Annotated in this window: 23 protein-coding genes and 1 pseudogene; 15 read left to right on the top strand and 9 right to left on the bottom strand. The window is 70.4% G+C overall.

The window, feature by feature from the left end; translation table 11 throughout:
• Positions 1 to 22: 22 nt before the first annotated feature.
• Positions 23 to 715 (bottom strand): CGNR zinc finger domain-containing protein, encoded by a 693-nt coding sequence (locus ACQB60_RS09850; protein ID WP_496925457.1) that lies wholly within the window; start codon positions 713 to 715, stop codon positions 23 to 25.
• Here ACQB60_RS09850 and ACQB60_RS09845 point away from each other — a divergent pair.
• Positions 696 to 1559, top strand: coding sequence for an NAD(P)-dependent oxidoreductase (locus ACQB60_RS09845; protein ID WP_496925456.1), 864 nt, complete (start codon positions 696 to 698; stop codon positions 1557 to 1559). The genes ACQB60_RS09850 and ACQB60_RS09845 overlap by 20 nt on opposite strands.
• A 77-nt stretch (positions 1560 to 1636) precedes the next feature.
• Here ACQB60_RS09845 and ACQB60_RS09840 read toward each other — a convergent pair whose 3' ends face one another.
• The 3 genes and pseudogenes from ACQB60_RS09840 to ACQB60_RS09830 form a co-directional block, all read right to left on the bottom strand.
• Complete coding sequence (locus tag ACQB60_RS09840; protein ID WP_496925455.1) at positions 1637 to 2368, bottom strand: cysteine hydrolase family protein; 732 nt, start codon at positions 2366 to 2368, stop codon at positions 1637 to 1639.
• A 162-nt stretch (positions 2369 to 2530) separates the two neighbouring features.
• Positions 2531 to 2776, bottom strand: a complete 246-nt coding sequence (locus tag ACQB60_RS09835) for an SUKH-4 family immunity protein (protein ID WP_496925454.1) — start codon at positions 2774 to 2776, stop codon at positions 2531 to 2533.
• An 11-nt stretch (positions 2777 to 2787) separates the two neighbouring features.
• Positions 2788 to 3012 (bottom strand): annotated as a pseudogene (locus tag ACQB60_RS09830) (SUKH-4 family immunity protein); the annotation flags it as partial.
• A gap of 92 nt (positions 3013 to 3104) precedes the next feature.
• Here ACQB60_RS09830 and ACQB60_RS09825 point away from each other — a divergent pair.
• On the top strand, positions 3105 to 3560 hold the full coding sequence (locus ACQB60_RS09825; RefSeq protein WP_496925453.1) for a VOC family protein: 456 nt from the start codon (positions 3105 to 3107) through the stop codon (positions 3558 to 3560).
• A 198-nt stretch (positions 3561 to 3758) separates the two neighbouring features.
• Positions 3759 to 4298: a hypothetical protein gene (locus ACQB60_RS09820; RefSeq protein WP_496925452.1), complete on the top strand. Its 540-nt coding sequence runs from the start codon at positions 3759 to 3761 to the stop codon at positions 4296 to 4298.
• Between the two features lie 76 nt (positions 4299 to 4374).
• On the opposite strand, the gene ACQB60_RS09815 is transcribed toward ACQB60_RS09820, so the two are convergent.
• Complete coding sequence (locus ACQB60_RS09815; RefSeq protein WP_496925451.1) at positions 4375 to 5766, bottom strand: cryptochrome/photolyase family protein; 1392 nt, start codon at positions 5764 to 5766, stop codon at positions 4375 to 4377.
• A 400-nt stretch (positions 5767 to 6166) separates the two neighbouring features.
• On the opposite strand from ACQB60_RS09815, the gene ACQB60_RS09810 reads away from it, so the two are divergent.
• Both ACQB60_RS09810 and ACQB60_RS09805 read left to right on the top strand, forming a co-directional pair.
• Positions 6167 to 6835: a DUF4328 domain-containing protein gene (locus ACQB60_RS09810; RefSeq protein ID WP_496925450.1), complete on the top strand. Its 669-nt coding sequence runs from the start codon at positions 6167 to 6169 to the stop codon at positions 6833 to 6835.
• A 428-nt stretch (positions 6836 to 7263) separates the two neighbouring features.
• Complete coding sequence (locus ACQB60_RS09805) at positions 7264 to 8202, top strand: TauD/TfdA dioxygenase family protein (protein WP_496925449.1); 939 nt, start codon at positions 7264 to 7266, stop codon at positions 8200 to 8202.
• A 74-nt stretch (positions 8203 to 8276) separates the two neighbouring features.
• On the opposite strand, the gene ACQB60_RS09800 is transcribed toward ACQB60_RS09805, so the two are convergent.
• Positions 8277 to 8855, bottom strand: coding sequence for a TetR/AcrR family transcriptional regulator (locus tag ACQB60_RS09800; protein WP_496925448.1), 579 nt, complete (start codon positions 8853 to 8855; stop codon positions 8277 to 8279).
• 89 nt (positions 8856 to 8944) lie between these two features.
• On the opposite strand from ACQB60_RS09800, the gene ACQB60_RS09795 reads away from it, so the two are divergent.
• From ACQB60_RS09795 to ACQB60_RS09775, 5 genes are all read left to right on the top strand, one after another.
• Entirely contained in the window at positions 8945 to 9391 is a 447-nt protein-coding gene (locus ACQB60_RS09795) for an anthrone oxygenase family protein (protein WP_496925447.1), read from the top strand.
• 115 nt (positions 9392 to 9506) lie between these two features.
• Positions 9507 to 9890: a VOC family protein gene (locus ACQB60_RS09790; RefSeq protein WP_496925446.1), complete on the top strand. Its 384-nt coding sequence runs from the start codon at positions 9507 to 9509 to the stop codon at positions 9888 to 9890.
• Positions 9891 to 9991: 101 nt separating this feature from the next.
• Positions 9992 to 10426 carry a DUF4267 domain-containing protein gene (locus tag ACQB60_RS09785; protein WP_496925445.1) on the top strand — a complete coding sequence of 145 codons (435 nt, stop codon included), beginning with the start codon at positions 9992 to 9994 and terminating at the stop codon, positions 10424 to 10426.
• Positions 10427 to 10461: 35 nt separating this feature from the next.
• A complete protein-coding gene (locus ACQB60_RS09780; RefSeq protein WP_496925444.1) occupies positions 10462 to 10932 on the top strand; it encodes a hypothetical protein in 471 nt (156 codons plus the stop codon).
• A 133-nt stretch (positions 10933 to 11065) separates the two neighbouring features.
• Entirely contained in the window at positions 11066 to 11254 is a 189-nt protein-coding gene (locus tag ACQB60_RS09775) for a hypothetical protein (protein WP_496925443.1), read from the top strand.
• Positions 11255 to 11264: 10 nt separating this feature from the next.
• On the opposite strand, the gene ACQB60_RS09770 is transcribed toward ACQB60_RS09775, so the two are convergent.
• Both ACQB60_RS09770 and ACQB60_RS09765 read right to left on the bottom strand, forming a co-directional pair.
• Positions 11265 to 13433: a hypothetical protein gene (locus ACQB60_RS09770; protein WP_496925442.1), complete on the bottom strand. Its 2169-nt coding sequence runs from the start codon at positions 13431 to 13433 to the stop codon at positions 11265 to 11267.
• 119 nt (positions 13434 to 13552) lie between these two features.
• Entirely contained in the window at positions 13553 to 14206 is a 654-nt protein-coding gene (locus ACQB60_RS09765) for a MerR family transcriptional regulator (RefSeq protein WP_496925441.1), read from the bottom strand.
• Between the two features lie 300 nt (positions 14207 to 14506).
• Here ACQB60_RS09765 and ACQB60_RS09760 point away from each other — a divergent pair, with 300 nt between their 5' ends.
• The 5 genes from ACQB60_RS09760 (at position 14507) to ACQB60_RS09740 (ending at position 20084) form a co-directional block, all read left to right on the top strand.
• On the top strand, positions 14507 to 15406 hold the full coding sequence (locus ACQB60_RS09760; protein ID WP_496925661.1) for a hypothetical protein: 900 nt from the start codon (positions 14507 to 14509) through the stop codon (positions 15404 to 15406).
• Positions 15403 to 15897, top strand: coding sequence for an ABA4-like family protein (locus tag ACQB60_RS09755; protein WP_496925440.1), 495 nt, complete (start codon positions 15403 to 15405; stop codon positions 15895 to 15897). The genes ACQB60_RS09760 and ACQB60_RS09755 overlap by 4 nt, the downstream gene beginning before the upstream one ends.
• An 86-nt stretch (positions 15898 to 15983) precedes the next feature.
• Positions 15984 to 16409 (top strand): ArsR/SmtB family transcription factor, encoded by a 426-nt coding sequence (locus ACQB60_RS09750; protein WP_496925439.1) that lies wholly within the window; start codon positions 15984 to 15986, stop codon positions 16407 to 16409.
• Positions 16410 to 16427: 18 nt separating this feature from the next.
• The gene (locus ACQB60_RS09745; protein WP_496925438.1) at positions 16428 to 19277 is read left to right on the top strand and encodes an HAD-IC family P-type ATPase; all 2850 of its coding nucleotides are present in this window, start codon (positions 16428 to 16430) and stop codon (positions 19275 to 19277) included.
• Between the two features lie 117 nt (positions 19278 to 19394).
• On the top strand, positions 19395 to 20084 hold the full coding sequence (locus ACQB60_RS09740; RefSeq protein ID WP_496925437.1) for a DUF899 domain-containing protein: 690 nt from the start codon (positions 19395 to 19397) through the stop codon (positions 20082 to 20084).
• 31 nt (positions 20085 to 20115) lie between these two features.
• Here ACQB60_RS09740 and ACQB60_RS09735 read toward each other — a convergent pair whose 3' ends face one another.
• Complete coding sequence (locus tag ACQB60_RS09735) at positions 20116 to 20586, bottom strand: hypothetical protein (RefSeq protein ID WP_496925436.1); 471 nt, start codon at positions 20584 to 20586, stop codon at positions 20116 to 20118.
• Positions 20587 to 20889: the final 303 nt, after the last annotated feature.

The following is a 20889-nucleotide window of genomic DNA, read 5'->3' as shown; positions in this document are numbered from 1 at the left end:
GGCCGATCGCGGTTCGGCCGGGTCAGCTCGTGTTGATGCGCGACTTCTTGACCTTGTTGCCGCAGGTGTTCATCGAGCACCAACGGCGGTTGGCTGCGCGGCTGGTGTCGAGGAACAGTCCCGCGCAGCCGGGGCCTTCGCAGTTCTTGATGCGGTCGCGGTCGGGGCCCCCGAGGATGCGGATGGCGTCCGTGGCGAGGACCCCGAGGGCGTCGTCGACCGGGGTCGTCCTCGTCAGGCGCCATCCTGCGCGTTCGTGTTCCAGCGCAGCTTTCGCGTGCCCGGCGGCAGCCATCGTGTTGAGGGTGCGGACATCCTCGGAATCCGGCTGTTCACCTGCGGCGATCGCCGATCCGACGCGGTAGATCGCCTCGCGCAGTTCGACGGCGCCCGCCAGGTCGGTCGGTGACACGTCCGGGACGTCGAGCCCTGTGGCCCCCAGCCAGGTCTTCAGTTGTGCGGGATCGGTCAGTCGCTCTCTCGGCGTCAGGCGGGCGCGATCGCTCACGGTGGCGGTGAACCGGAACGCCAGGATCTCGTTGTCCATCCGGAACACGCGACGTGCATCCTCGGTCATTTCAGCCTCCGCAGTGAGCGACAACATCCGTCGAACTGCTTCAGACGGTTCGTTGCGATCGTAGCTCCATGACATCCTGTGAACTGCTTCAGACGGTTCAAAGGGAGGAGTGCCCGGCGTGAGCAGCATCGCGGTCATCGGTCTGGGAGCCATGGGGAGGCCCATCGCACACAATCTCTTGAAGGCGGGCCACGACGTCGTGGTGTGGAACCGCTCCGACGGGCCCGCGGACGAACTCGTCGCAGCGGGTGCCCGTCGTGCCGCCTTGGTGCCGGAGGCCATGCAGTCGCCAGTGGTCTTCTCGGTCCTGTCCGACGACCGGGCCGTCGCCGAGACGTTCGTCGACTCCGGGGTCCTCGCCCAGACCCCGGGCGGGACCGTTCACGTCAACCTCGCCACAGTGAGTGCCGACCTGGCCCGCCGGGCCGGTGCAGCGCACGCCGAGCATGGTGTCGGATATGTCGCGGCACCGGTCTTCGGCCGTGTCCCGGTCGCCGAGGCCGGAGCGCTCAACGTCCTCGCGGCCGGTGAGAGTGCGCTGCTCGACCGCGTGCAGCCGTTCTTCGACGTGATCGGCTCGCGGACCTGGCGACTCGGCGACCGTCCGGAGCAGGCCAACATCGTGAAGATCCTCGGGAACTACCTGATCGCCTGCGCGATCCAGTCGCTTGGCGAGGCCGTCAGCGTCGCGGAGGGCGCCGGTGTCGACTCCGGGCAGTTGGTCGAGCTGCTGACCTCGACGCTCTTCCCCGGACCCGTCTACACCGGCTACGGATCGATGATCGCCGAACGGCGCTACCAGCCGGCCGGATTCACCACATCCCTGGGCCGCAAGGACCTCCACCTCGCACTCGACGCGGCGACCGACCAAGACATTCCGCTCCCGATCGGCCAACTACTGCGTGCCGTCTTCGATCAGGCCATCGCCGACGGTCGCGGGACGGACGACTGGGCGGTCATCGCGGAACAGCAGCCGCGCTGACCGCCGACGCCGACGCCGACGTCGGAGACCTGGACTTGGGCGGGTTCGCCGCGTCGGCGTCGTCGGCCGGTGAAGCGCTACTTGAGGGACCTCTGCGACGGGACCACGACCCCGTAAAGGTCCTGGACCGTGGCGAGGGCCGACTCGTGGAGCTGCTTCGCGGGGATGCCGTGGGGGTTGCCCTTCAGCGGGAGGGGGCGGGTCGCGGAGGCGTCGCCCACCACGGTCGGGTTGTTGCCGTTGAGGAACGCGCCCTGCGTCGTGAACAGGGTGCACATGTTCGTCATGAAGCCCGCGACGATGACGTTCTTGTTGCCCGCCTTCTTGACCTCCTCGGCGAGATTCGTGCCGTGGAAGCCGTTCGGTACGCTCTTCTCTACGACGGGCTCGCCCTTCACCGGCTTGAGCGCCGGAATGATCTGGCCCGCCTTGGAGTTGAGGTCGTATCCCTTGTCGACGATGTGGATGACCGGCGTACCTGCCTTACGGGCGCGCTTGAGGAGAGCCTCGGCGTTGTTCACCGCCGGGCGCCAGCCGTCCAGTTCCATCACGCCCTTGGTGTAGGTGTTCTGGTAGTCGACGAGGATCAGCGTCGCGTTCGAGAGCTTCGCCGGGGTCTCGTCCATGTTGTTGAGCTGGCGCAGCGTCTTTGTGTTTCTCGCGACGTTCTTTTCATTGCCTTTTTCGTTGCTCTTCTCTGTGCTCTTCTCCGTGCGTGTGGCGGCCTCCGAGCTTCCGCCGCAGGCCGTGGCGGTGGCCGCGAGGATGACGGCGGCACCGAGCGCGGTGGCTGAACGAAGCGGCTTCATCGGACGAACTCCCTCTGCGCCGTTTTGGCATGGCTGTATCGGAATCACGTTTCTGCGGGGCGCGTACGAAATGCTAGGAGCCGGTCGTCTTCGCAGCCATGACGTATCAATTGCAGTTACGGACATGGGGGTTGGGGAGTTTGGGTGCGCCGGAACGTCCGGTCACCCGTAGAGCGAACGGGCTCCCGGGCTGTCGCCCTTGAAACGCCGGCCCATGGCGATCTCCTCGCCGACCACCGACCAGACGGTCTCGTCGTCCTGGAAGGGGAGCGGGTCGATGCCGCTCGTCTCCTGACGGATGCGCTCGACCTCGCGCTCCAGGCGTTCGAAGTCGGCCTCCTCATCGCAGTCGTGTAAACGGGGTCCAGGGCGAGGTGAACGTTGAGCAGCCAGCCGAAGACGGGCCAATGGGACGCGTGCTGCGCGACGTTGTCGATGACGTCCTGGACCAGGGGCAGCCGGCTACCGTCCTCGTCGGGCTCGCGCAGCCACAGCGTCCCGGTGGGGATGCCGACGGTCTGCAGGAGGCGGGCGCCCTCGGTGTCCGCGATCGAGGGCGGGAAGGCCGTGGCGGGTAGGGTCGCGAGCCGGTCCGCGCCGAAGAAGGCGGCGAGTTCACCGCGTATGGTGACGTCAAAAGGCACTGCTGTCTTGACCTCTTGACCTTCTAGACCTTCTTGAACCTTTTGACCTTTTGGCCTTTGGGCTTCTGGATGACGTGCTCGATCATGAGTGAATGGCTGCCTTCTACCATGTGTGCTTCGTGGTCCCGGACATCGAGCAGGCAATGCAGGACTTTCAGCGTGCGGCCGGGGTCGAGTGGAGTGATCCCGTTTCCGACCGGCTCGGTGAGTGGGACTTCCGCATCGTCTTCACCGCGGGCGGGCCGCCCTTCATCGAGCTCATCGAAGGGCCGCCTGGGAGCCCCTGGGACGCCTCGAAGGGGGCCAGGTTCGATCACATCGGCTTCTGGAGCAGCAATGTGCGGCGCGGTTCCCGGCGTCTGGAGGACGAGGGCATGCCCGTGGACTTCTCCGGCTGTCCCTATGGGCGGCCGTTCGCCTATCACCGGATGGACAGCATCGGTGCCAGGGTCGAACTCGTCGATGTCGGACGGCAGTCCGGCTTCCTCGGCGCGTGGCATCCGGGAGGGGAGCCGATGCCCGCCATCGACGAGTCGTCCAGAGGCTGAGCCCTCAGGGGGGCGCCCGGGTGGTGACGGGGGCGCAAAGGCAGGCCGAGGCGAGACCGTGCTTCATTTCGTGAAGGCGATTTTGCCGCACCCGCCACACCTGTACGAGGCGCACCACGCAAGTCCCCGAAGCGGCTTAGCTTCGAAAACAGTGCAGGCCCACAAGAGTGCAGGCGTACAAGGGCGGAGGGCGGGGGGATGGCAACGGACGACCTCATGGCCGAGGTGATCAAGACCACGGTCCGCGAGAGCACGAAGGTTCTCTTCACGAAGAAGGCGGAAGCCCTCGGGGCCGAGACGGTCGGGCGGGAAGCGGCCCGATACGCCACGGCCAAAGGTAGCGCGCAAACCCTGGTGAAAGTGGCCGGACCGCTGGCAGGTGTCGTGTCGACACCCGTCATCGAGGTGGCCCTTCTCGTCAGGGACGACGAATTCCACGACACCGAGGACTACGTGGAAGCCGGCATGCGCGGGCTGGTCTCCGGTGCGGCCGGAGCCGCCGGCGGCATTGCCGGCGGTGCCGTGCCAGTGGTCGGCCCGGTCCTCGGCCCTGTCGCAGGTGCCACCACCAGCTACTACGTCAACGCCCGGCTCAAGGAGAGCAAAGCACTGGCCGGCCCCGCCCAACAGGTGGTCGAGGTCGGCGAGAGCGTCGCCGAGGTGATGTCGAGGACCGTGGTCGGAGCGGTGACACAGGGTGCCAAGGGCCTGGTGAAGATCGCCACGTTCGGGTGGTGAATCCGGCGCAACTCCCACAGATGCGACGAGGCGTGGCACTTGGTGCCGGAATCACCTCCTAGTCCTCCTAGTCCTCCTACTCTTTGCCCCGCGCCTCCAGGAACCGCGCCCGGCTCTCACTCAAGTCCACGATCGGATCCGGGTAGTCGAACTGCGCCCGGTCAAGGCCCTCCAGGTTCCAGGGGGCGTGGACGTGCGGGCCGTCGAGGCCCTTCAGTTCCGGCACCCAGCGGTGGACGTAGCTGCCGTCGGGGTCGTAACGCTTGCCCTGCGTCACGGGGTTGAGGATCCGGTTGGGGCGCGAGTCGGTGCCGGTGCCCGCCGTCCACTGCCAGTTGAGCTGGTTGTTCGCGACGTCGCCGTCCACCAGGAGCTCCAGGAAGTGGCGCGCGCCGACGCGCCAGTCCACGTACAGGGTCTTGGCCAGGAAGCTGGACGTCAGCAGGCGGCCGCGGTTGTGCATCCAGCCCTCGTGGGCGAGTTGGCGCATCGCCGCGTCGACCACCGGGTAGCCCGTGCGGCCCTCCTTCCACGCCGCGATCTCGTCGGCGGCCTCCTCCTCGCCGCGCCAGCGGTCGTTGCGGGTGCGGTAGTCCCGCACCGAGGCGTCCGGGCGCGCCGCGAGCACCTGGTGGTGGAAGTCCCGCCAGCACAATTGCCGTACGAAGGCGTCCGGGCCCGTCCCGCTGCCGCCTCCCGTCCCGCCCCGGGACCGGTGGATCGCCTCGACCGCCGACAAGGTGCCGAAGTGCAGGTGCGGCGAGAGCCGCGACGTGGCATCGCCCGCCATGTCGTCGTGCAAGTCCTCGTACGTGGTGATGCCTTGCCGCAGCCAGGTCGCCAGGGCCGCGCGTGCGCGGGTCTCCCCGCCCCGGGCCAGGCCCGGGCTGACCGCGCCCGCGTCGGCGCGCCGGGGCAGCGGCTCGGAGCCGATCGCCTCGGGGACCTCGATGCGGCGCGGCGCAGGCAGGGCCCCGCGCAGGGGCTGCGCGGACCAGCGCCTGAAATACGGCGTGAACACGGCGAAGTGGTCCGAGCCGGAGGTGGAAGGCGTGAGGGCGCCCGGTGCGATCGCGGTGATCACCGCGTCGTGGACGTGCAGTTCGCGTCCGTCCCCGGCCAGCGCGCGGCGCAGCCGCTCCTCCCGGGCGTGCGCGTAGGCGCTCACCCCGGCCGCCATGTGGACCGCCTCCGCGTCGGCCTCGGCCGCCACCCGGCACACCTCGGCGGCGAGCTCCCCGCTGCGCACCACGAGCCGGCCGCCGCGCTGCCGCAGCCCCTCGTCGAGGTCGGCGAGACAGTCGGCGAGGAACGCGCGCCTGTTGGGGGTGGCGAACCCGCCCGCGGCGATGGCGTCGTCCACGACGAAGAGCGGGACGATCGCATCGGAGGAGTCGAGGGCGGCGCGCAGCGGCGGGTGGTCGTGCACGCGCAGGTCGGCGGTGAACAGGACGATGGAGACGGTCACTTGGGCCTTTCCGCTATTCGCTGATGACGGCTGATGACGGCTGATGACGGCTGATTGCGACTGATTGCGACTGATGAAGGCTGATCACGGGAGACGGCGTCCCCCCCCACGTACGGGGAACGTGTCTCCTCGTAACGTTGACAGGCGGCCCCTGGTTATTGCCATAACCGGGTGACCTGGCTATTTCTCGTCCTTTTGCATTGGACATGGCGAACGAGAGCCGCATAAAGTTCCGATTTTGCGCGAGCCGCCTGGGGAGATGCGGCTCGCCGCGCATCACGATCACGATCACGATCCAAGACCCGTGGGGGGTTTCCACATGTCCGGCCTGCCTGTCGCACCACCGCCACCACCGTCCTCGGCGTCATCACCCTCATCATCGGCACCCGGCCCGTGGGCCGTGCTCCGCTCGCCCGTCGGGCTCGGGCAGGCGGTCTCGATCCTGTTGGCCGTCGTCATCGCCACCGATGTCTTCGCCCTCTGGCGGGGCTACCAGTCGTACGACGTGGTGGACCGGCTCGCCTCCTCCGGCTTCGGCTCCGTGACCGACGAGGAGATCGACCGCGCCGACACGCTCTACTCGCTGGCCGGTGGCGCCCAGACCGTGGCGCTGATCGCGACCGCTGTGGTGTTCCTCGTCTGGTTCCACCGCGTGCGGGTCAACGGCGAGGTGTTCGCTCCCGAGTGCCACGCGAAGAGCCGGGGCTGGACGATCTGGGGCTGGTTCTGCCCGGTGGTCAACTTCTGGTTCCCGCGCCGGATCGCCCTCGACATTTGGAACGCCAGCTCGGCCGAGAACCGGCGCGGTGCCGCGATCCTGAACTGGTGGTGGGGGGTGTGGGTTCTCGCCTGGCTCACCGGTCGGACGGCCGGTCGGCAGTACGCCCGCGCCGAAACGGCCGACGAGATCCAGCGCGCTCTCGGCTCGGTCATGGTGACCGACGCGCTGGACATGGCGGCCGCGGTGCTCGCCATCTTCTTCGTACGCCGCCTCACGTCCATGCAGCACGAGAAGGCCATGCGGGGCCCGAGCACGGCTCCCTTCGTGCCGAACCTGCCTGCCCTTTAGCGGCGGGCGGTGGTGGGTGGTGTCGGCGCCGTCCAGGAGGGGCGGTGCCGGGGCCGGTTGTCGGGAGGCCGGGGAGGGCTTGACCTGGGGATCCTTCGCGGCACAGGATGAGGGCATGTTCATCCACCGCGCCCACGCCTTCGGTACGGCCACCGTGCCGGACCGATGTGGTTGCGCGCGCAGCGGCTTGTAGCGGACTTTTCGATCCCTCGCCGTTGATCTTCCATTCCGTACGTCGCGTCGTGTACGCCGCCTGAATCGCGTACGACCCGTGGGCCCGTAGGTCCCGTGGGCTCGCAGGTCCCTGACCAGCCGACCCTCGGTGACCCCAACGTGCCGCGCACGTACGGGAGTTCCCCCGTTCCGGATTCCGGAGGTGCCCCATGCCCGTCACCCCTTCCCCTTCTCCTTCTCCTTCCCTCTCCCTCATGTCATCCGCCCCTTCCGCCCTCTCCGGCTCCCTGCGTCCCGCCCCCATCCCCGCCGACGGCCTCTATGAAGGACGGCGGCTGCTGCGGCGCACCCCCGAGGGGTGGCAGGACCGGCCGTACGAGCTGTTCGACGTCGTGCCGCAGGCCGCCACCATCGGTGCCGAGATCCGCGGCATCGACCTCACCCGACCCGTCACCGACGAGCTGCGCGCGGAACTGAACCGGGCCCTGCTCGAGTGGAAGGTGCTGTTCTTCCGCGGTCAGCACCTGAGCAGCGAGCGGCAGCGTGAATTCGCCCGCAACTGGGGGAAGTTGGAGACCAATCCGCTCCTGGAGCGCGGGGACAGCGACGAGGTGGTGCGGTTCGACAAGAGCGCGGCGGCCGTGCCCAGCTTCGAGAACGTCTGGCACACCGACGTGACCTTCCGCGAACGGCCCGCGATGGGCGCGGTGTTGCAGCTGCGCGAGGTTCCGCCCTTCGGGGGCGACACCATGTGGGCCGACATGGCGGCCGCGTACGACAACCTCGACGACGCGGTGAAGGAACGCATCGACGGAGCCGTCGCCGAGCACGACTTCCTGCCGGGCTTCAGGCGGTTCTACGGGGCGGACCGGCTCGCCCGGTGGCAGGAGTCCTTTCCGCCGGTGCGGCACCCCGTCGTGCGGCGGCACCCCGAGACCGGCCGGCGCATGCTGTTCGTGAACACCTCCTTCACCACCCGGATCCTCGGCGTGGAGCGGGCGGAGAGCGACCGGCTGCTGCGGCTGCTGTTCCAGCAGGCCCATGTGCCCGAGTTCCAGGTGCGGTTCCGCTGGGCGGCCGGTGACATCGCGTTCTGGGACAACCGGGCCACGCAGCACTACGCCGTCGCCGACTACGGGGACGCACGCCGGGTCGCCGAGCGCGTGGCGATCGCGGGGGACCGGCCGTACTGACGCGCGCGCCAGCCCGGTGCGCCGGGTTGAGGGGCTCTGGACCGCGCGCCCGCCGGACCATCCGACCCATACCGTCAGACCACGGCGAGGCGGTCCATCAGTAGCTGCACCCTGGTCTCGGCCTCCTGGGGTGGCAGCCGTCCGGCCCGGGTCAGGGTGGCCAGGCCGTGCAGGCACGCCCAGAACAGCTCGGTGAACAGCCCCGGGTCGATGCCGTCGCCGGCGACCTCGCCGAGGCTTTCCAGCAGGGCGGCGAAGGCGTCCTTGAGCGGCTCGGGGCTGTCCTCCCGCGCGAAGGCCAGGCCGCCGTCGAGCTGGAACATGGCGTCGTAGACCGCCGGGTTGCGCACGGCGAAGTCGAGGTAGGCGCGGGTCAGGGCGGTGACCCGCTCGCGTGGGTCGTCCGCGGCGGAGGTCGCGGCCCTGACCGCCACGGCCATCTTGGTGGCGCCCTGGAGGGCGACGGCGCCGATGATCTCCCGTTTGCCGCGGAAGTGGCTGTAGAGGACGGGCTGGCTGTATTCGATGCGTTCGGCGAGCCTGCGGGTGGTGACGGCGTCCCAGCCTCGCTGCTCGGCGAGTTCGCGGGCCGTGGCCACGATGAGGCGTTCCCGTTCCGCCCGTTCGCGTTGCTTGCGCTCCTGTACCGACATGATTCGAGGCTAGCACCGCTAGACAAGCGAGCGATAGTAGCGCTAGCGTTGCCTCATCACCTAGCAGCGCTAGATCTCAGGGGGTTGTCATGTTCGACGCGCTTCAGGTCATCACCATCGTGATCGTCGGTGTGATGGTGGGGGTGGAGTTCTCCGTCCCCGTCTTCAGCAACCCGATCCTCAACGCCCTCCCCGGCGACAACGGCCTGCGCGCCCGCACCCACGGGGCGCGAGTGGGCGGTGCCGTGATGCCGTTCTGGTACATCACCTCGCTCGTCCTCGTCGGCGTCTGGGCCGGTGCGGGATGGGATCACCACGGCACCGGCCTCGTGATCGCCGCAGGCGCGCTCCTGATTGTCAGCGTGCTCCTTTCGGTCCTGGTGCTCGTCCCGATCAACAACCGGGTCAAGGCGTGGACCACCGACAGCCGGCCGGCCGACTGGAAAGAGCAGCTGCGGCGCTGGGACCGCTGGCACTACCTCCGGGTCGCCGTCATCATCGCCGCCTTCGCCTTCCTGGCCGCCGCCCTCGTCTGAACCGCGGCTGGTTGCCGAGTACGGCGGCCGCAGCCGGAGGAGGGCAGCCGGAGAAGAACTGCCCTCTCCCTCCCCCCCCCATCACGCGTAACCCCATCTCTGACGAGGAGTCACCATGACCGTGGAGCTGAATCACACCATCGTCCCCGCCCATGACCCGCAAGCCTCGGCGCAGTTCATCGCCGACATCCTCGGCCTGAGCGTCGATCCGCCGGTGGCGCACTTCACGCCGGTCACGCTGGGCAACCAAGTCAGCCTGGACTACGACCAGGTGGACGACTTCGAGCCGCACCACTACGCATTCATGGTCAGTGAGCAGGAGTTCGACGCCGCTCTCGCCCGCATCCAGCGGGGCGGAATCACCCACTACGGCGACCCCGCGTGCCGAGAGGTCGAGCAGGTCTATCGCAGCAGGCACGTCGAAGGGCGCAGGGGCACGTACTTCCGCGACCCCGACGGTCATCTCATGGAGATCCTCACCTCGGGCGCAACGCGCTGAACCGGCCCCTGATCCCCTTTCCCGCGGCGGCAGTTGGCCGCCGAGATCCAAGGCGCGTAAATCGACGACTCATATATCGAAGACCCGCAAGGAGAAGAACAATGTCGCTGAAGAAGTTCAACACCGTCCTGGTCTCCGCCTTCATCCTCTTCATCCTCTGGTTCGGCTCGGAATTCATCCTGAGCCCGGCCGCGACGGCGCCGACCTTCGGCCTGGCGGACTGGCCGTCCGGCGACGGCGGCGGCTTCCTGGTCATCAAGGGGATACGCGACGTCGTCCTGGCCCTCGTCCTGGGCATCCTGCTGGTGACGGGCCACCGCCGGGCGCTGGGCTGGGTGCTGCTGGTGGAGTCATTCGCCGCGTACGGGGACATGGCCACCGTGCTGTCCCACCACGGCTCCGTGGCCATGGCGTTCGGTGTCCATTGCCTGACCGCGACAGTGATGGTGGTCAGCGGTCTGCTGATGCTGCGCGAGACCCGCGAGGACCGCGAGGTCGCGGCTGCTCCGGCAACGTCCGCCCCGCAGCCCGCCTGACGCCGCCTTGGCGCGGCGTGGTCCCTCCGCTCACCGTGGGTCTCGACGAGTTCGAGATCCACCCGGCGCCCGTGCCTTCCAGAGCGCGTGCCCGTGGGTGCGATGATCTGCCGGTGCGACGAGTCATTGATCTTGACCAGGCAGGTGCGGTCATCGCGGAGCGAGCCGCGTGGTGGCGAGCGGCCGGTCTCACGGTCGGGCGTGTGACGTGGCGGGACGAAGCCGCGCCGTGGCCACAGCAGTTGGAGACGGACCGGACGCTCGTGCGCGACCCGGACTCGATCGGCGTGGTCGTCTCCGGGCCGGCGGACGCCGAGCTGTCGGTGGTGCTGTTCCGGGGCGGCTGGGCCGACGTGGACTATTGCCACGACGGTCTCGACGACGTCGGAGTGCTGCCGGCGGTCGGCATCGATTCGGCAGCCGCCTTCGCGAGCCGGCTCGATCAATGGGTGTCGCGCGTCTTCGGACCGACAGCACGGCGCGGGCCCGCTCCGGACTTCCGGTGAGAATCTCTGGACTCGGCCCAGAGCACTCTTCATCCTCGCCTGCGTTTGAAGGTTGTACCGCTGTGAAGCACGGAATTGCCTGCCTTGTAGCGGCGCAACCTTCACTGGGGACTTCAATGAGAATCTTGAAGGCATGAAGTTCGTACTTGAGGTCGACATGACCGATGCAGCGTTCCGCGAGCACGCCAGCGATGAGATCGGCCGCATCCTGCGGTACTGGGGCGGCAATGTGCGCCACTATCCCCTCGCTCCCGGTGACGGCGAGGCCATCTACGACTCCGCCTTCCGCGAGGTGGGAGCCTGGCGCGTCACCGAGAGCTGAGCGGCCCGAGCTAATCGGTGCCGGTGAAGCCCTCGACCGTGCCGCCGGTCCTGAGGCGGGCGGAGAGTCGTACGGGGTGGGACGGGGCGCGCACGGCAAGGGTGGTTTTCGATGTCCGGATCGACGGGGTGCCGGGGGAGCGGATCGACGTCACCGCCCTGCTGCCCGCCGCGAGGAGGTAGCGGTGTCCGGACGGCGCGGTCCAGGTGCGGCTCGCCAGCACGTGCTGGCCGAAGCGGCTGCACGCGTGCGTCCTGCGGACGCGGGCGACGTCGGCGGCCGGGGCGTCGGGGGCCTGTGTGCTGTCGCGGAACCGGACCGCGACGTCGCCGGGGCCGCGCCAGGAGTCGTAGCGCACGCAGGACCACACGGCCCTGCCGCCGTGCTCGGGGAGGCGCTGTTCGGCGTAGTCCCAGGTGTTCACGGCCCGGATCCCACTGCCGTACGCCTGTTGGAGCCCGCAGGCGATGTGAGCCCAGGCCAGCAGGGCCGGGGTTCCCGTCGCCTCCCTGGGCTGGCGGGCGGGCACCGACGACGAGGGCAGCGGTGTGTACGTGAGGTGGGCGGGGGCGGGGCCGCCGAGGTCGGAGAGGAGGAAGGCGTGCTTCTCCGCGACCTTGGAGGAGGACCGGAGTTGGAGCACCGGCCATGACGTGCACGAGCCCTGCTGGGTGGGCACCGGGGCGCGATCCGTGATGCCCGTGTCGGAGACGGGGAGGTCGCGGGCCGGGGTGTTGGGGCGCAGCAGGTCGCGCGTCGTGCTCTCGGCGATCCAGGGGGCCAGCAGGAAGCGGGCTGATTCCTTGCTTCGGTTCCCGACCTCGGTCCCGGCCCCGGTCCCGGCCTCGCCCCCGCCCCTGCCACGGGAGATCTCGACGGCGCCTGCCGTGGTCACGTCGGACTCGTCGGTGCGGGCGAAGTCGATCGTGAAGGCCGCCCCCGCGTCATCGGCGCCGTTCCCGGACCCGGCCGTCAGAGGTTCGCCGTAGCGCACGAGCCGCATGCCGTCGTGGAGGACGACGATCGCGCGCCCGTCCACCTTCCCCGCGAAGAGCAACTGCGGTGGGCGCGACGGTGGATCGGTGGGGGTGCCGGGTGTCGCCGTGCGGCGCAGATCGCGTGTCGGCTGCGCCGACCATGCCGCCAGCGCTCGCGCCAACACCGTGTTGTCGTCCGTCAGTTCACCCCGTGCGGGCCACGCGGAGAAGTCGATGCGCGCGGTGTGCAGCCACTCGTCGTCCGCGACGCGCTCCAAGTTCCACGGGTTCAGCGTCCTTTGGACCGCCTCTCCGCCGGACAGCGGCAACGGCAGCGACAGGGGGCTGGTGGAGGTGGAGTCGTCCGCGAAGCGCACGGCGCTCACCCCTGCCGCCGCCACGAGGACGAGGGCGGCCAGGAACCCGGCCAGGCGGCGGTTGCGGCGGCGCAGCAGGTCGGTCGGGCCCGCCTGCACGGCGCAGGGGTCGAACTCGTCGGAGAGGACGAGTGGTTCGGCGGGTGCGCCGAAGCTCTCCTCCAATTCCCGTGCCTCCGCGCGGAAACGGGACGCGTCGGGCACGCCGACCGCGGTGAGCACCGCGTCGATGTCCGCGTCGTCGAGACCGTCGAGGTGGCGCAGCGCGAAGGCGGCGCGTGCGGGCGGCGAGGCGGCGTGCAGGGCCTGGTCGAGTTCGGCCTCGGCGGTGCCGCCCAGGTGCGGGAAGAGCCGCAGGCCCCACACCATCGGCAAGGTGGGCCGCAGCATGCGCGGCGGCGGCAGGAAGCGGGGCCAGCCGCGCGGGCGGTGGGCGTGGCGCAGGGCCCGCCGGAGCACCCGCTCTCGTACGAGGAAGTACTCGGCCTCGTGGGCCTGGTGGGTCTCGTGCGCGTCATGCGGGTCATGCGCATCGCGATGGTCATGCGGGTCACGCGGGTCACGCGGGTCATGCGCATCGCGCGCGCCGCGTGCCTCATGGGGCGCCTCCGGGTCGTGTCGCTGACCCGGCAGGAGGTGCAGGGGAGTGTGCGGGAGCGCCTGCTGGACCACGGCGTGCGCGCCGAGGACGCGGCTGTGGCGGCCGAGGCGGCGCGGCAGGACCACGTAGGCGAGGCGGACGAGCCGGGCGTACTGCTCGACGAGCGTCGCTTCTATGTCGTCCAGTCGTGTGGCGGCGAACGGCAGCCACTTGGGTACGGGCACGAGCGAGATCACCTCTGAGTGCGGCGAGGGCGGCGAGTGCGGCGAGAGCGGTGAGCGTGACGGGACGGGCAGGAAGAGTGGTGTCACTCGCCTCGTGCAACGAAGTGATCATGTATCGGTCACGAGACGCCCGTCGCCCCCGCCGCTCCCTCCCCGTACAGCCGCGCCGAAGCATCCACGTGTGCGAGCCTGCGCATCGCGTTGAACACCGCCTCGCCGAGCACCGTCCCGATCACCACGCTCTCCACCAGATCCTCGACCGCGACCCGGCGGCCCACATAGCCGAGGTCGGCGCGGGCCACCTGCTCGGCCGCGTCGGCGTACTCGTCGAGGAGTTCGACGAAGTCGGCGTGACCGACGCGGTTCAGGGCGGCGAGGGCGCGGGCGAGGTCCCCGGCGGCGTTGTTCGAGGGGTTGGCCCGCCAGCCGCGACGGGAGATCAGCTCCTCCACGGCGGTCTGCGCGGCGGCCGCCTCCGCGTCGTCGTCCGTCGCGTCCGGTCCGCCGAGGCGGTGGGCGGCGGCGCCGAGCACCTTGTGGAGCGGGCGCTCCGGGTCGTCGACGGCGCCCAACACCTCGGCGATCGCCGCCACTTTGAGTCCGCCCACCTCCAGGAGCGCCCGGATCAGCCGGAGTCGACGCTCGTGTGTCTCGTCGTACTGCGCCTGGTTCGGGCTGCTCAACTCGCCCTGCGGCAGCAGTCCTTCGCGAACGTAGTACTTGATCGTCGGCACCGGAACGCCGGTCCTGCGGCTCAACTCGCCTATGCGCACGGTCTGTTCACGCCCTCGTTCGGTCTCGCTCGTTCTTGTTCGTCGGTCTCTGGCTTGTTCGTCGGCTTCTCGCGGTTCGCGCCGGGCCGGGGGCGCCCTTGCCAACCCCGCCCCCATCATAGATAGTTGCGCTATCGGATAGCAGATAGCGCCGCTATCCATCATGCTTCCTCGCCGTACGACATCTCTGTGCGCTCTGTGCGCTCTGTTCGCTCTATGCGGCCGACCTCTGAGGGGATACCTGTGTCCTTGTCCTTATGGCGTACCTGGCACCGCCCACTCGTGCTGTTCTCCGCCTCGATGGCCGTCCTGGCCGTCATATCCGCGGTCGGTCTCGCCGCCGACGACCGGGTCCTGGTGGGCGCGCCGATCTGGGCCAAGCCGTTCAAGTTCGCGGTGTCCTTCGTCGCGTACGGGCTCTCGCTCGCCTGGATGCTGTCGTGGCTCGACCGGGGGCGGCGCGTCGGCTGGTGGGCGGGGACCGTGGTCGCCGCGGCCAGCCTGATCGAGATGGTGATCATCACCGGGCAGGTGGTGCGCGGGAAGCGCAGCCACTTCAATCACCAAACCCCCTTCGACGAGGCCCTGTTCAACGCGATGGCCGTCACCGTCGTCGTCCTCTGGGCCGCCACCCTCGCCATCGCCGTCCTCCTGCTGCGCGCCCGCATCGCCGACCGCGCCTCGGCCTGGGCCATGCGGTGCGGCGTCGCGATCGCCCTCGCCGGGGCGGCCGTCGGCTTCCTGATGACCCAGCCCGCGCCGGGGCAGGTGCGCGGCGAGTCCGACGTCGTCGGCGCGCACAGTGTGGGTGTCCCGGACGGCGGGCCCTCGATGCCGCTGACCGGCTGGTCGACGACCGGCGGTGACTTGCGCATCCCGCACTTCTTCGGCATGCACGCGCTGCAGCTGCTTCCGCTCGTGGTGATGGGCCTCGTCGCCCTCATGCCCCGAGCCGTGCGCCTCGCCGACGAGCGGGTGCGCGTGCGCCTCGTGCTCGTGGCCTCCGGCTCGTACGCGGCGCTCTTCTCCCTGCTCACCTGGCAGGCGCTGCGGGGGCAGCCGCTGATCCACCCGGACGGTGTGACGCTGGCGGTCGCGGGCGGGATCGTGGTGGCCACGGGGGTTGCCGTGTACTGGGCGGTCCGCTCCGCGCAGGGGCCAAGCACCCTCTCCCGCAAGGAAGTCGAGGTCGTCGCATGACCGGGTTCCTCTTCGCTCTCTCCTTCTGGCTGGCCGCCCCGGTCTGGCTCCTCATGATCTTCGCCCCGGCCTGGCGCGTGACCGCCCGTGTCGCCGCCTCGCCACTGACCGTCGTGCCGATCCTGTTCGTCTACCTCGCGCTGGCGGTGCCCGTCTTCCCCGAACTGTGGGCCGCCGTCCGCAGCCCGAGCCTCGACGGTTTCCGCGAGCTGACCGCGCACGCCGACGGGGCCGGTGCCATCTGGGCGCAGGTCATCGCGTGGGATCTGCTGATCGGGCAGTGGATGTACCGGGAGGGGCGGCGGCTCGGGGTGCATGCGCTGGTGATGGGGCCGCTGCTGGTGTTCACGATTCTGCTGTCGCCGTTCGGGATGCTGATCTTTCTGGGGCTGCGGGCGGTGGTCGGCGGTGGTGGTGGCGGTGGTGGTGGCGGTGGTGGCCGCGTCGAGATGCGGCCGGGGAGGCCGGTGCCGGGAGTGCGCCCGGGGTGACTGCGGCGGCCGGGGCCTCGCGCGCGGACACCTAGACTGGGGCCCCGCACAGGAGGCGGCAGCAGCGGGCAGGACGGGAGAGTGCAGTGGCGTCGGACGTCGTGGGCGGCGGAGGCGGCGAGGGTTTCGAGGACCCGCCCGCCGAGGTGCTCGCGGAGGCGGCCGCGGCGTTCGGGCTCCTCGCCTCCTCGGCGCGGCTGCACATCATGTGGGCCCTGGCCCAGGGCGAGAGCGACGTCACCCACCTCGCCGACCGGGTGGGCGGGGCGCTGCCCGCCGTCAGCCAGCACCTCGCGAAGCTGAAGCTCGCCGGGCTCGTCCGCTCCCGCCGGGAGGGGCGGCGGCAGATCTACTTCGTCGGCGACCCCGATGTCGTGACGGTCGTGCGGCTGGTGGTCGGGCAGCTGACGGACTCGGGCTCGGGCTCTGGCTACGGCTCGGGTTCCGGTTCCGGTTCCGGTTCCGGTTCTTCGGCCGCCGTGGTGCGGCGGCTGCGCGGGACCGGGGCGTGACGGTGCGGGTGCGTCGCGGTGCGTGAGTCGGCCCCCGAGGTGGTTGTCGCCGACTCGAGCCCGGGCCCGGTCCCCGTTGCGCCTGCCGCGTCCGCCGCGTCCGCCGAGTCCGCCGCGTCCGCCGGTACGCCGACCGTCCTGCAGACGCTGCGCGCCCTCGACAGCGGGCCGCGCGGGCTGACCGAGACGGAGGCCGAGGAGCGGCTCGCCCGCTTCGGCGAGAACGTGGCGGCGGGGCGGCGCGAGGCGTCCTGGGCGCGGCTGTTCGTACGAGGACTCCGTGACCCGTTCACGGCCGTGCTGCTCTGCCTCGGGGCCGTCTCGGCGGTCGTCGCCTCGTGGGGCACCGCCTCCGTGATCGTGCTCCTCGTGGTGGTCAGCTGTGTGCTGCGGGCCTGCGGGGAACACCGGGCCGACCGGTCCATGAGCGCACTGCGCGGGCTCGTCGCCACCACGGCCACCGTGCTGCGGCGCCCGCACGAGGACGAGGCGGCCGACGCACGGGAGATCCCCGTGGCCGAGCTCGTGCCCGGCGACGTGATCCGGCTCGGCCCGGGAGACCTGGTCCCCGCCGACGTACGACTGCTGCGGGCGCACGGGCTGACCGTGCACCAGGCGGCGCTGACCGGGGAGTCGGCGCCGGTCGCCAAGGAGGCGGACGACGCGCGTACGGCGCGGGCCGTGGCGACCGCGCCCGGCGGGGCGCCCTTCGACCTGCCGCAGCTCTGCTTCCAGGGCAGCAGCGTCGCCTCCGGGAGCGGCACCGCCGTGGTCGTCGCCACGGGGGAGCGGACCCGGTTCGCCGCCGCCCACGACGGGCGGGACGACCGGCGCGGGGCGAGCACCTTCGACCGTTCCGTGCACGGCATCGCGTGGATCCTCATCCGGTTCATGCTGCTGACCCCGCCGCTGGTCCTCCTGGCCAACGCGGCGCTGCGCGGGCGCGGCCTGGAGACGCTGCCGTTCGCCGTGGCGGTCGCCGTCGGGCTCACCCCCGAGATGCTGCCCGTCATCGTCACCACCTGTCTCGCACGCGGCACCACGCTGCTCGCCCGCGCCCACGGCGTGATCGTCAAACGGCTGCCCGCGCTGCACGACCTCGGCGCCGTCGACGTGCTGTGCCTCGACAAGACCGGCACCCTCACCCAGGACCGCCCCGTCGTCGACCGCGCCCTCGACGCGGACGGCCGCGACGCCCCCGACGTCCTGCGCCGGGCCGCCGTCAACGCCTGGTGGACCCTCCAGCTCGCCGACCTGCCCGCCCCCGACGCCCTCGACGAGGCGATCCTGGACGCGTCCGACGAGGACGAGCTCATGGCGTACGACGGGGTGGACGCCCTCCCCTTCGACGCGGACCGGCGCCTGGCCACCGCCGTCGTGCGGACCCCGAGGGCGGCGGGCGGCCGCCTCGGCACGCACACCCTCGTCGTCAAGGGCGCCGTGGAATCCGTACTGGAGCGGTGTGCCCTGGAACCGGAGCGGCGCGCGGAGCTCCTGGAACGGGCCGCCCGGCTCGCGGACGACGGGCTGCGCGTCCTGGCCGTCGCCACCGCCGAACGCCCCGCCCGCACCCGCGCCTACACCCCCGCCGACGAGCGTGGGCTCACTTTCGACGGCTTCGTCACCCTGCGGGACGCGCTCGCGCCGACCGCCGCCGAGACGCTCAAGGGCCTCGCCGAACGGGGCGTCGCGATCAAGGTGCTCACCGGGGACCATCCGGGGACGGCGCTCAGGGCCTGCCGTGACCTGGGGATTCCGGTGTCGGCAGACGGCATTTCACAAGAAGGTCCGGCGGTACGAGAAGGCGATCCGGCGGTACGAGAAGGCGATCTGGCCGTACGAGAAGGCGATCTGGCCGTACGAGAAGGCGATCCGGCGGTACGGGGTGGTGTCCTGACCGCCGACCGCATAGACGCCCTCACCGACCCCGAACTCGCCGAAGCCGCCGCCCGTACCACCGTCTTCGCCCGCTGCGCGCCCGGCCACAAGGCGCGCGTCATCGCCGCGCTCCGCTCCGGCGGCCACACCGATGGAGACCTCCGCGGCCACACCGTCGGCTTCCTCGGCGACGGCGTCAACGACCTGCCCGCGCTGCGCGCCGCCGACGTCGGCATCGCCGCCCGGGACGCCGTGGCGGTCGTGCGCGAGAGCGCCGACGTGGTCCTCGCCGACGCCGCGAAGGATTTGGGCGCGGTCGAGCACGCGATCACGGCGGGGCGCCGCTCCACCGGGAACATCGCGGCGTATCTGCGTGTCACCCTCTCCTCGAACCTCGGCAACGTCATCGCGATGCTCGCCGCCGGACTGCTCCTGCCCTTCCTGCCGATGCTCCCGGCGCAGGTCCTCGCCCAGAACCTGGCCTTCGACGCGGCCCAGCTGGCCTTCGCGTACGACCGGCCGAGCCGCGCCGTCACCCGCCGCCCGGCCGTCCTGCGCCCCCGCGAACTCCTGCGCTTCATCACCTGGTTCGGCGTCCTCAACGCCGTCGCCGACCTCGCGACCTTCGGCGTCCTCGCGCTGGCCCTGCACGGACCCGACGGCCTCGACGACGCGGCGGTCTTCCACTCCGGCTGGTTCACCGAGAACCTGCTGACCCAGGCCCTCGTCATGCTGCTCCTGCGCACGGGCCGCCGCGCCGCCGAGGGCCGCAGGGCGAACCCGGTGCACTGGGCGGCGGCCGCCCTGATCGTGGCGGGCCTCCTGGTGCCGCTGTCGCCGCTCGGCTCCCTGCTCGGCCTCGCCGCGCTGCCGGTGTCGTACTACCTGCTGCTCGCCGTGGTCCTCGTGCTGTACGCGGGCGGGTTGGTGGCGGCGCGTGGGTGGTACGAGCGGCGGTGGGCGACGGATGCCGTAACTGCTCCCCTTTGAATTGCTCTTGAATTGCTTTTGAATTGCTCCGCACGACCACCGATGAGTTCGGGGGCCCGGCGGGGTCTACCTCCACGGACCGTGATCCGCCCACCTGATCTGATCTGTGAGGCTTCCATGAGTACCCACGCACTCCCGCCCGTCGTCGACGCCGACACCTGGCGGCGTGAACTCGAAGTCCTGCGCGTCCGGGAGAAGGCCGCGACCAGGGAACTCGACGCGATCGCCGCCCAGCGCCGGCGGCTGCCCATGGTCGAGATGCCGGACTACGTCCTCGACGGCGAGGACGGCCCGGTCCGGCTCGCGGACATCTTCAACGGCAAGCGGCAGCTGATCGTCTACAACCACATGTGGACCCCCGGCGAGGAGTGGCAGTGCCCGGGCTGCACCGGGTTCACCTCGCAGTTCACGCGCTTCGGGTTCCTCGACAACTACGACGCCCGGTTCGTCGTCGTCACACAGGGCCCGATCGGCGAGGCGCTCGCCTACAAGCGCCGGGTCGGGAACCGGATGACCTGGTACTCCACCGCGAACAGCCCGTTCGGCGCCGACGTCGGCGCCCCGCCCGGCGGCGGATTCGCCATCAACGTGTTCCTGCGCGACGGCGACACCGTGTACCGCACCTGGCACACCGACGGCCGCGGCGGCGAGCAGCTCAGCCACTCCTTCGCGCTGATCGACGTCCTGCCGTACGGGCGCCAGGAGGTGTGGCAGGACTCTCCCGAGGGCTGGCCGCAGCAGCCCACGTACAGCAGGTGGGCCGGGTCCAAGGACATTGCCGCGCTGTACGGGACGGAGACTGTCTGACGGAGACGGTCAACTCCCTGACGGAGACCGTCTAAGCGATCGCCTGCGGCGCCTTCAGGGGCGCCGCAGCCCGGCGGCGCATCATGAGCGTGTGCTGTGCCGCGAGCGTCAGGCCCAGGCCGAGCCACAGCGCGTCGGCGTTGAACGGCTCGTGGAACGCGAGCGCCCCGGTTGCCACGAACACCAGCCGGGCGGCCACCGTCCCGCCCCACAGGGCAAGGACCTTGCGGTCCCCCTTGCGCAGCACGCGCCCGTCGGGCTCCTTCCACATAGGGAAGACGGCTCCCCGCCAGACGCCGAAGCCGATCGAGGCGAGCAGTGAGAGCACGAGCAGCACGATGCTCGCGGGCTCCCACTCGGCGGGGCCCGGCGGAATGCAGCCGCGGACGACGAGCAGACCCACCCAGATGTACATGCGGTACGTGACGGTCCGGACGGTGAACTGCCGGACGAGGACTAGGGCGAGGATGCCGACCACGAGGAAGGCGGTCGTGTCGGTCATCGTCATTCTTCTTCCCCGTGCTTCTTCCCCCGTGCCCCACACGCAACGGCCGTGCGGTGTGGGGCTCTTGTGCCATCGGAATTCTGGGCACATCCGCTGGCTGTGTAAAGGCGGCTCCGCGGAACCCGGTTGAGACGACCGACCTGAAAAACCAGTGGAGCGGCGCCGCTGTGCGCCGCTACCGTGCTGCCGGACCAAGTCGCCGAGGCAAGGACGTGCCGTTGTACACCGTGTGAGACCTCCCGAGAGCTGATCTGTCGCGCGTCGCGCTCATGCGCCGCGCTGCCTTTTGCTGCGGACTTC

The organism is Streptomyces odontotermitis (genome assembly GCF_050510915.1).
GTDB lineage: Bacteria > Actinomycetota > Actinomycetes > Streptomycetales > Streptomycetaceae > Streptomyces.
Note: the sequence above shows the minus strand (reverse complement) of the source record. Positions and strands in the feature narration are given on the sequence as shown.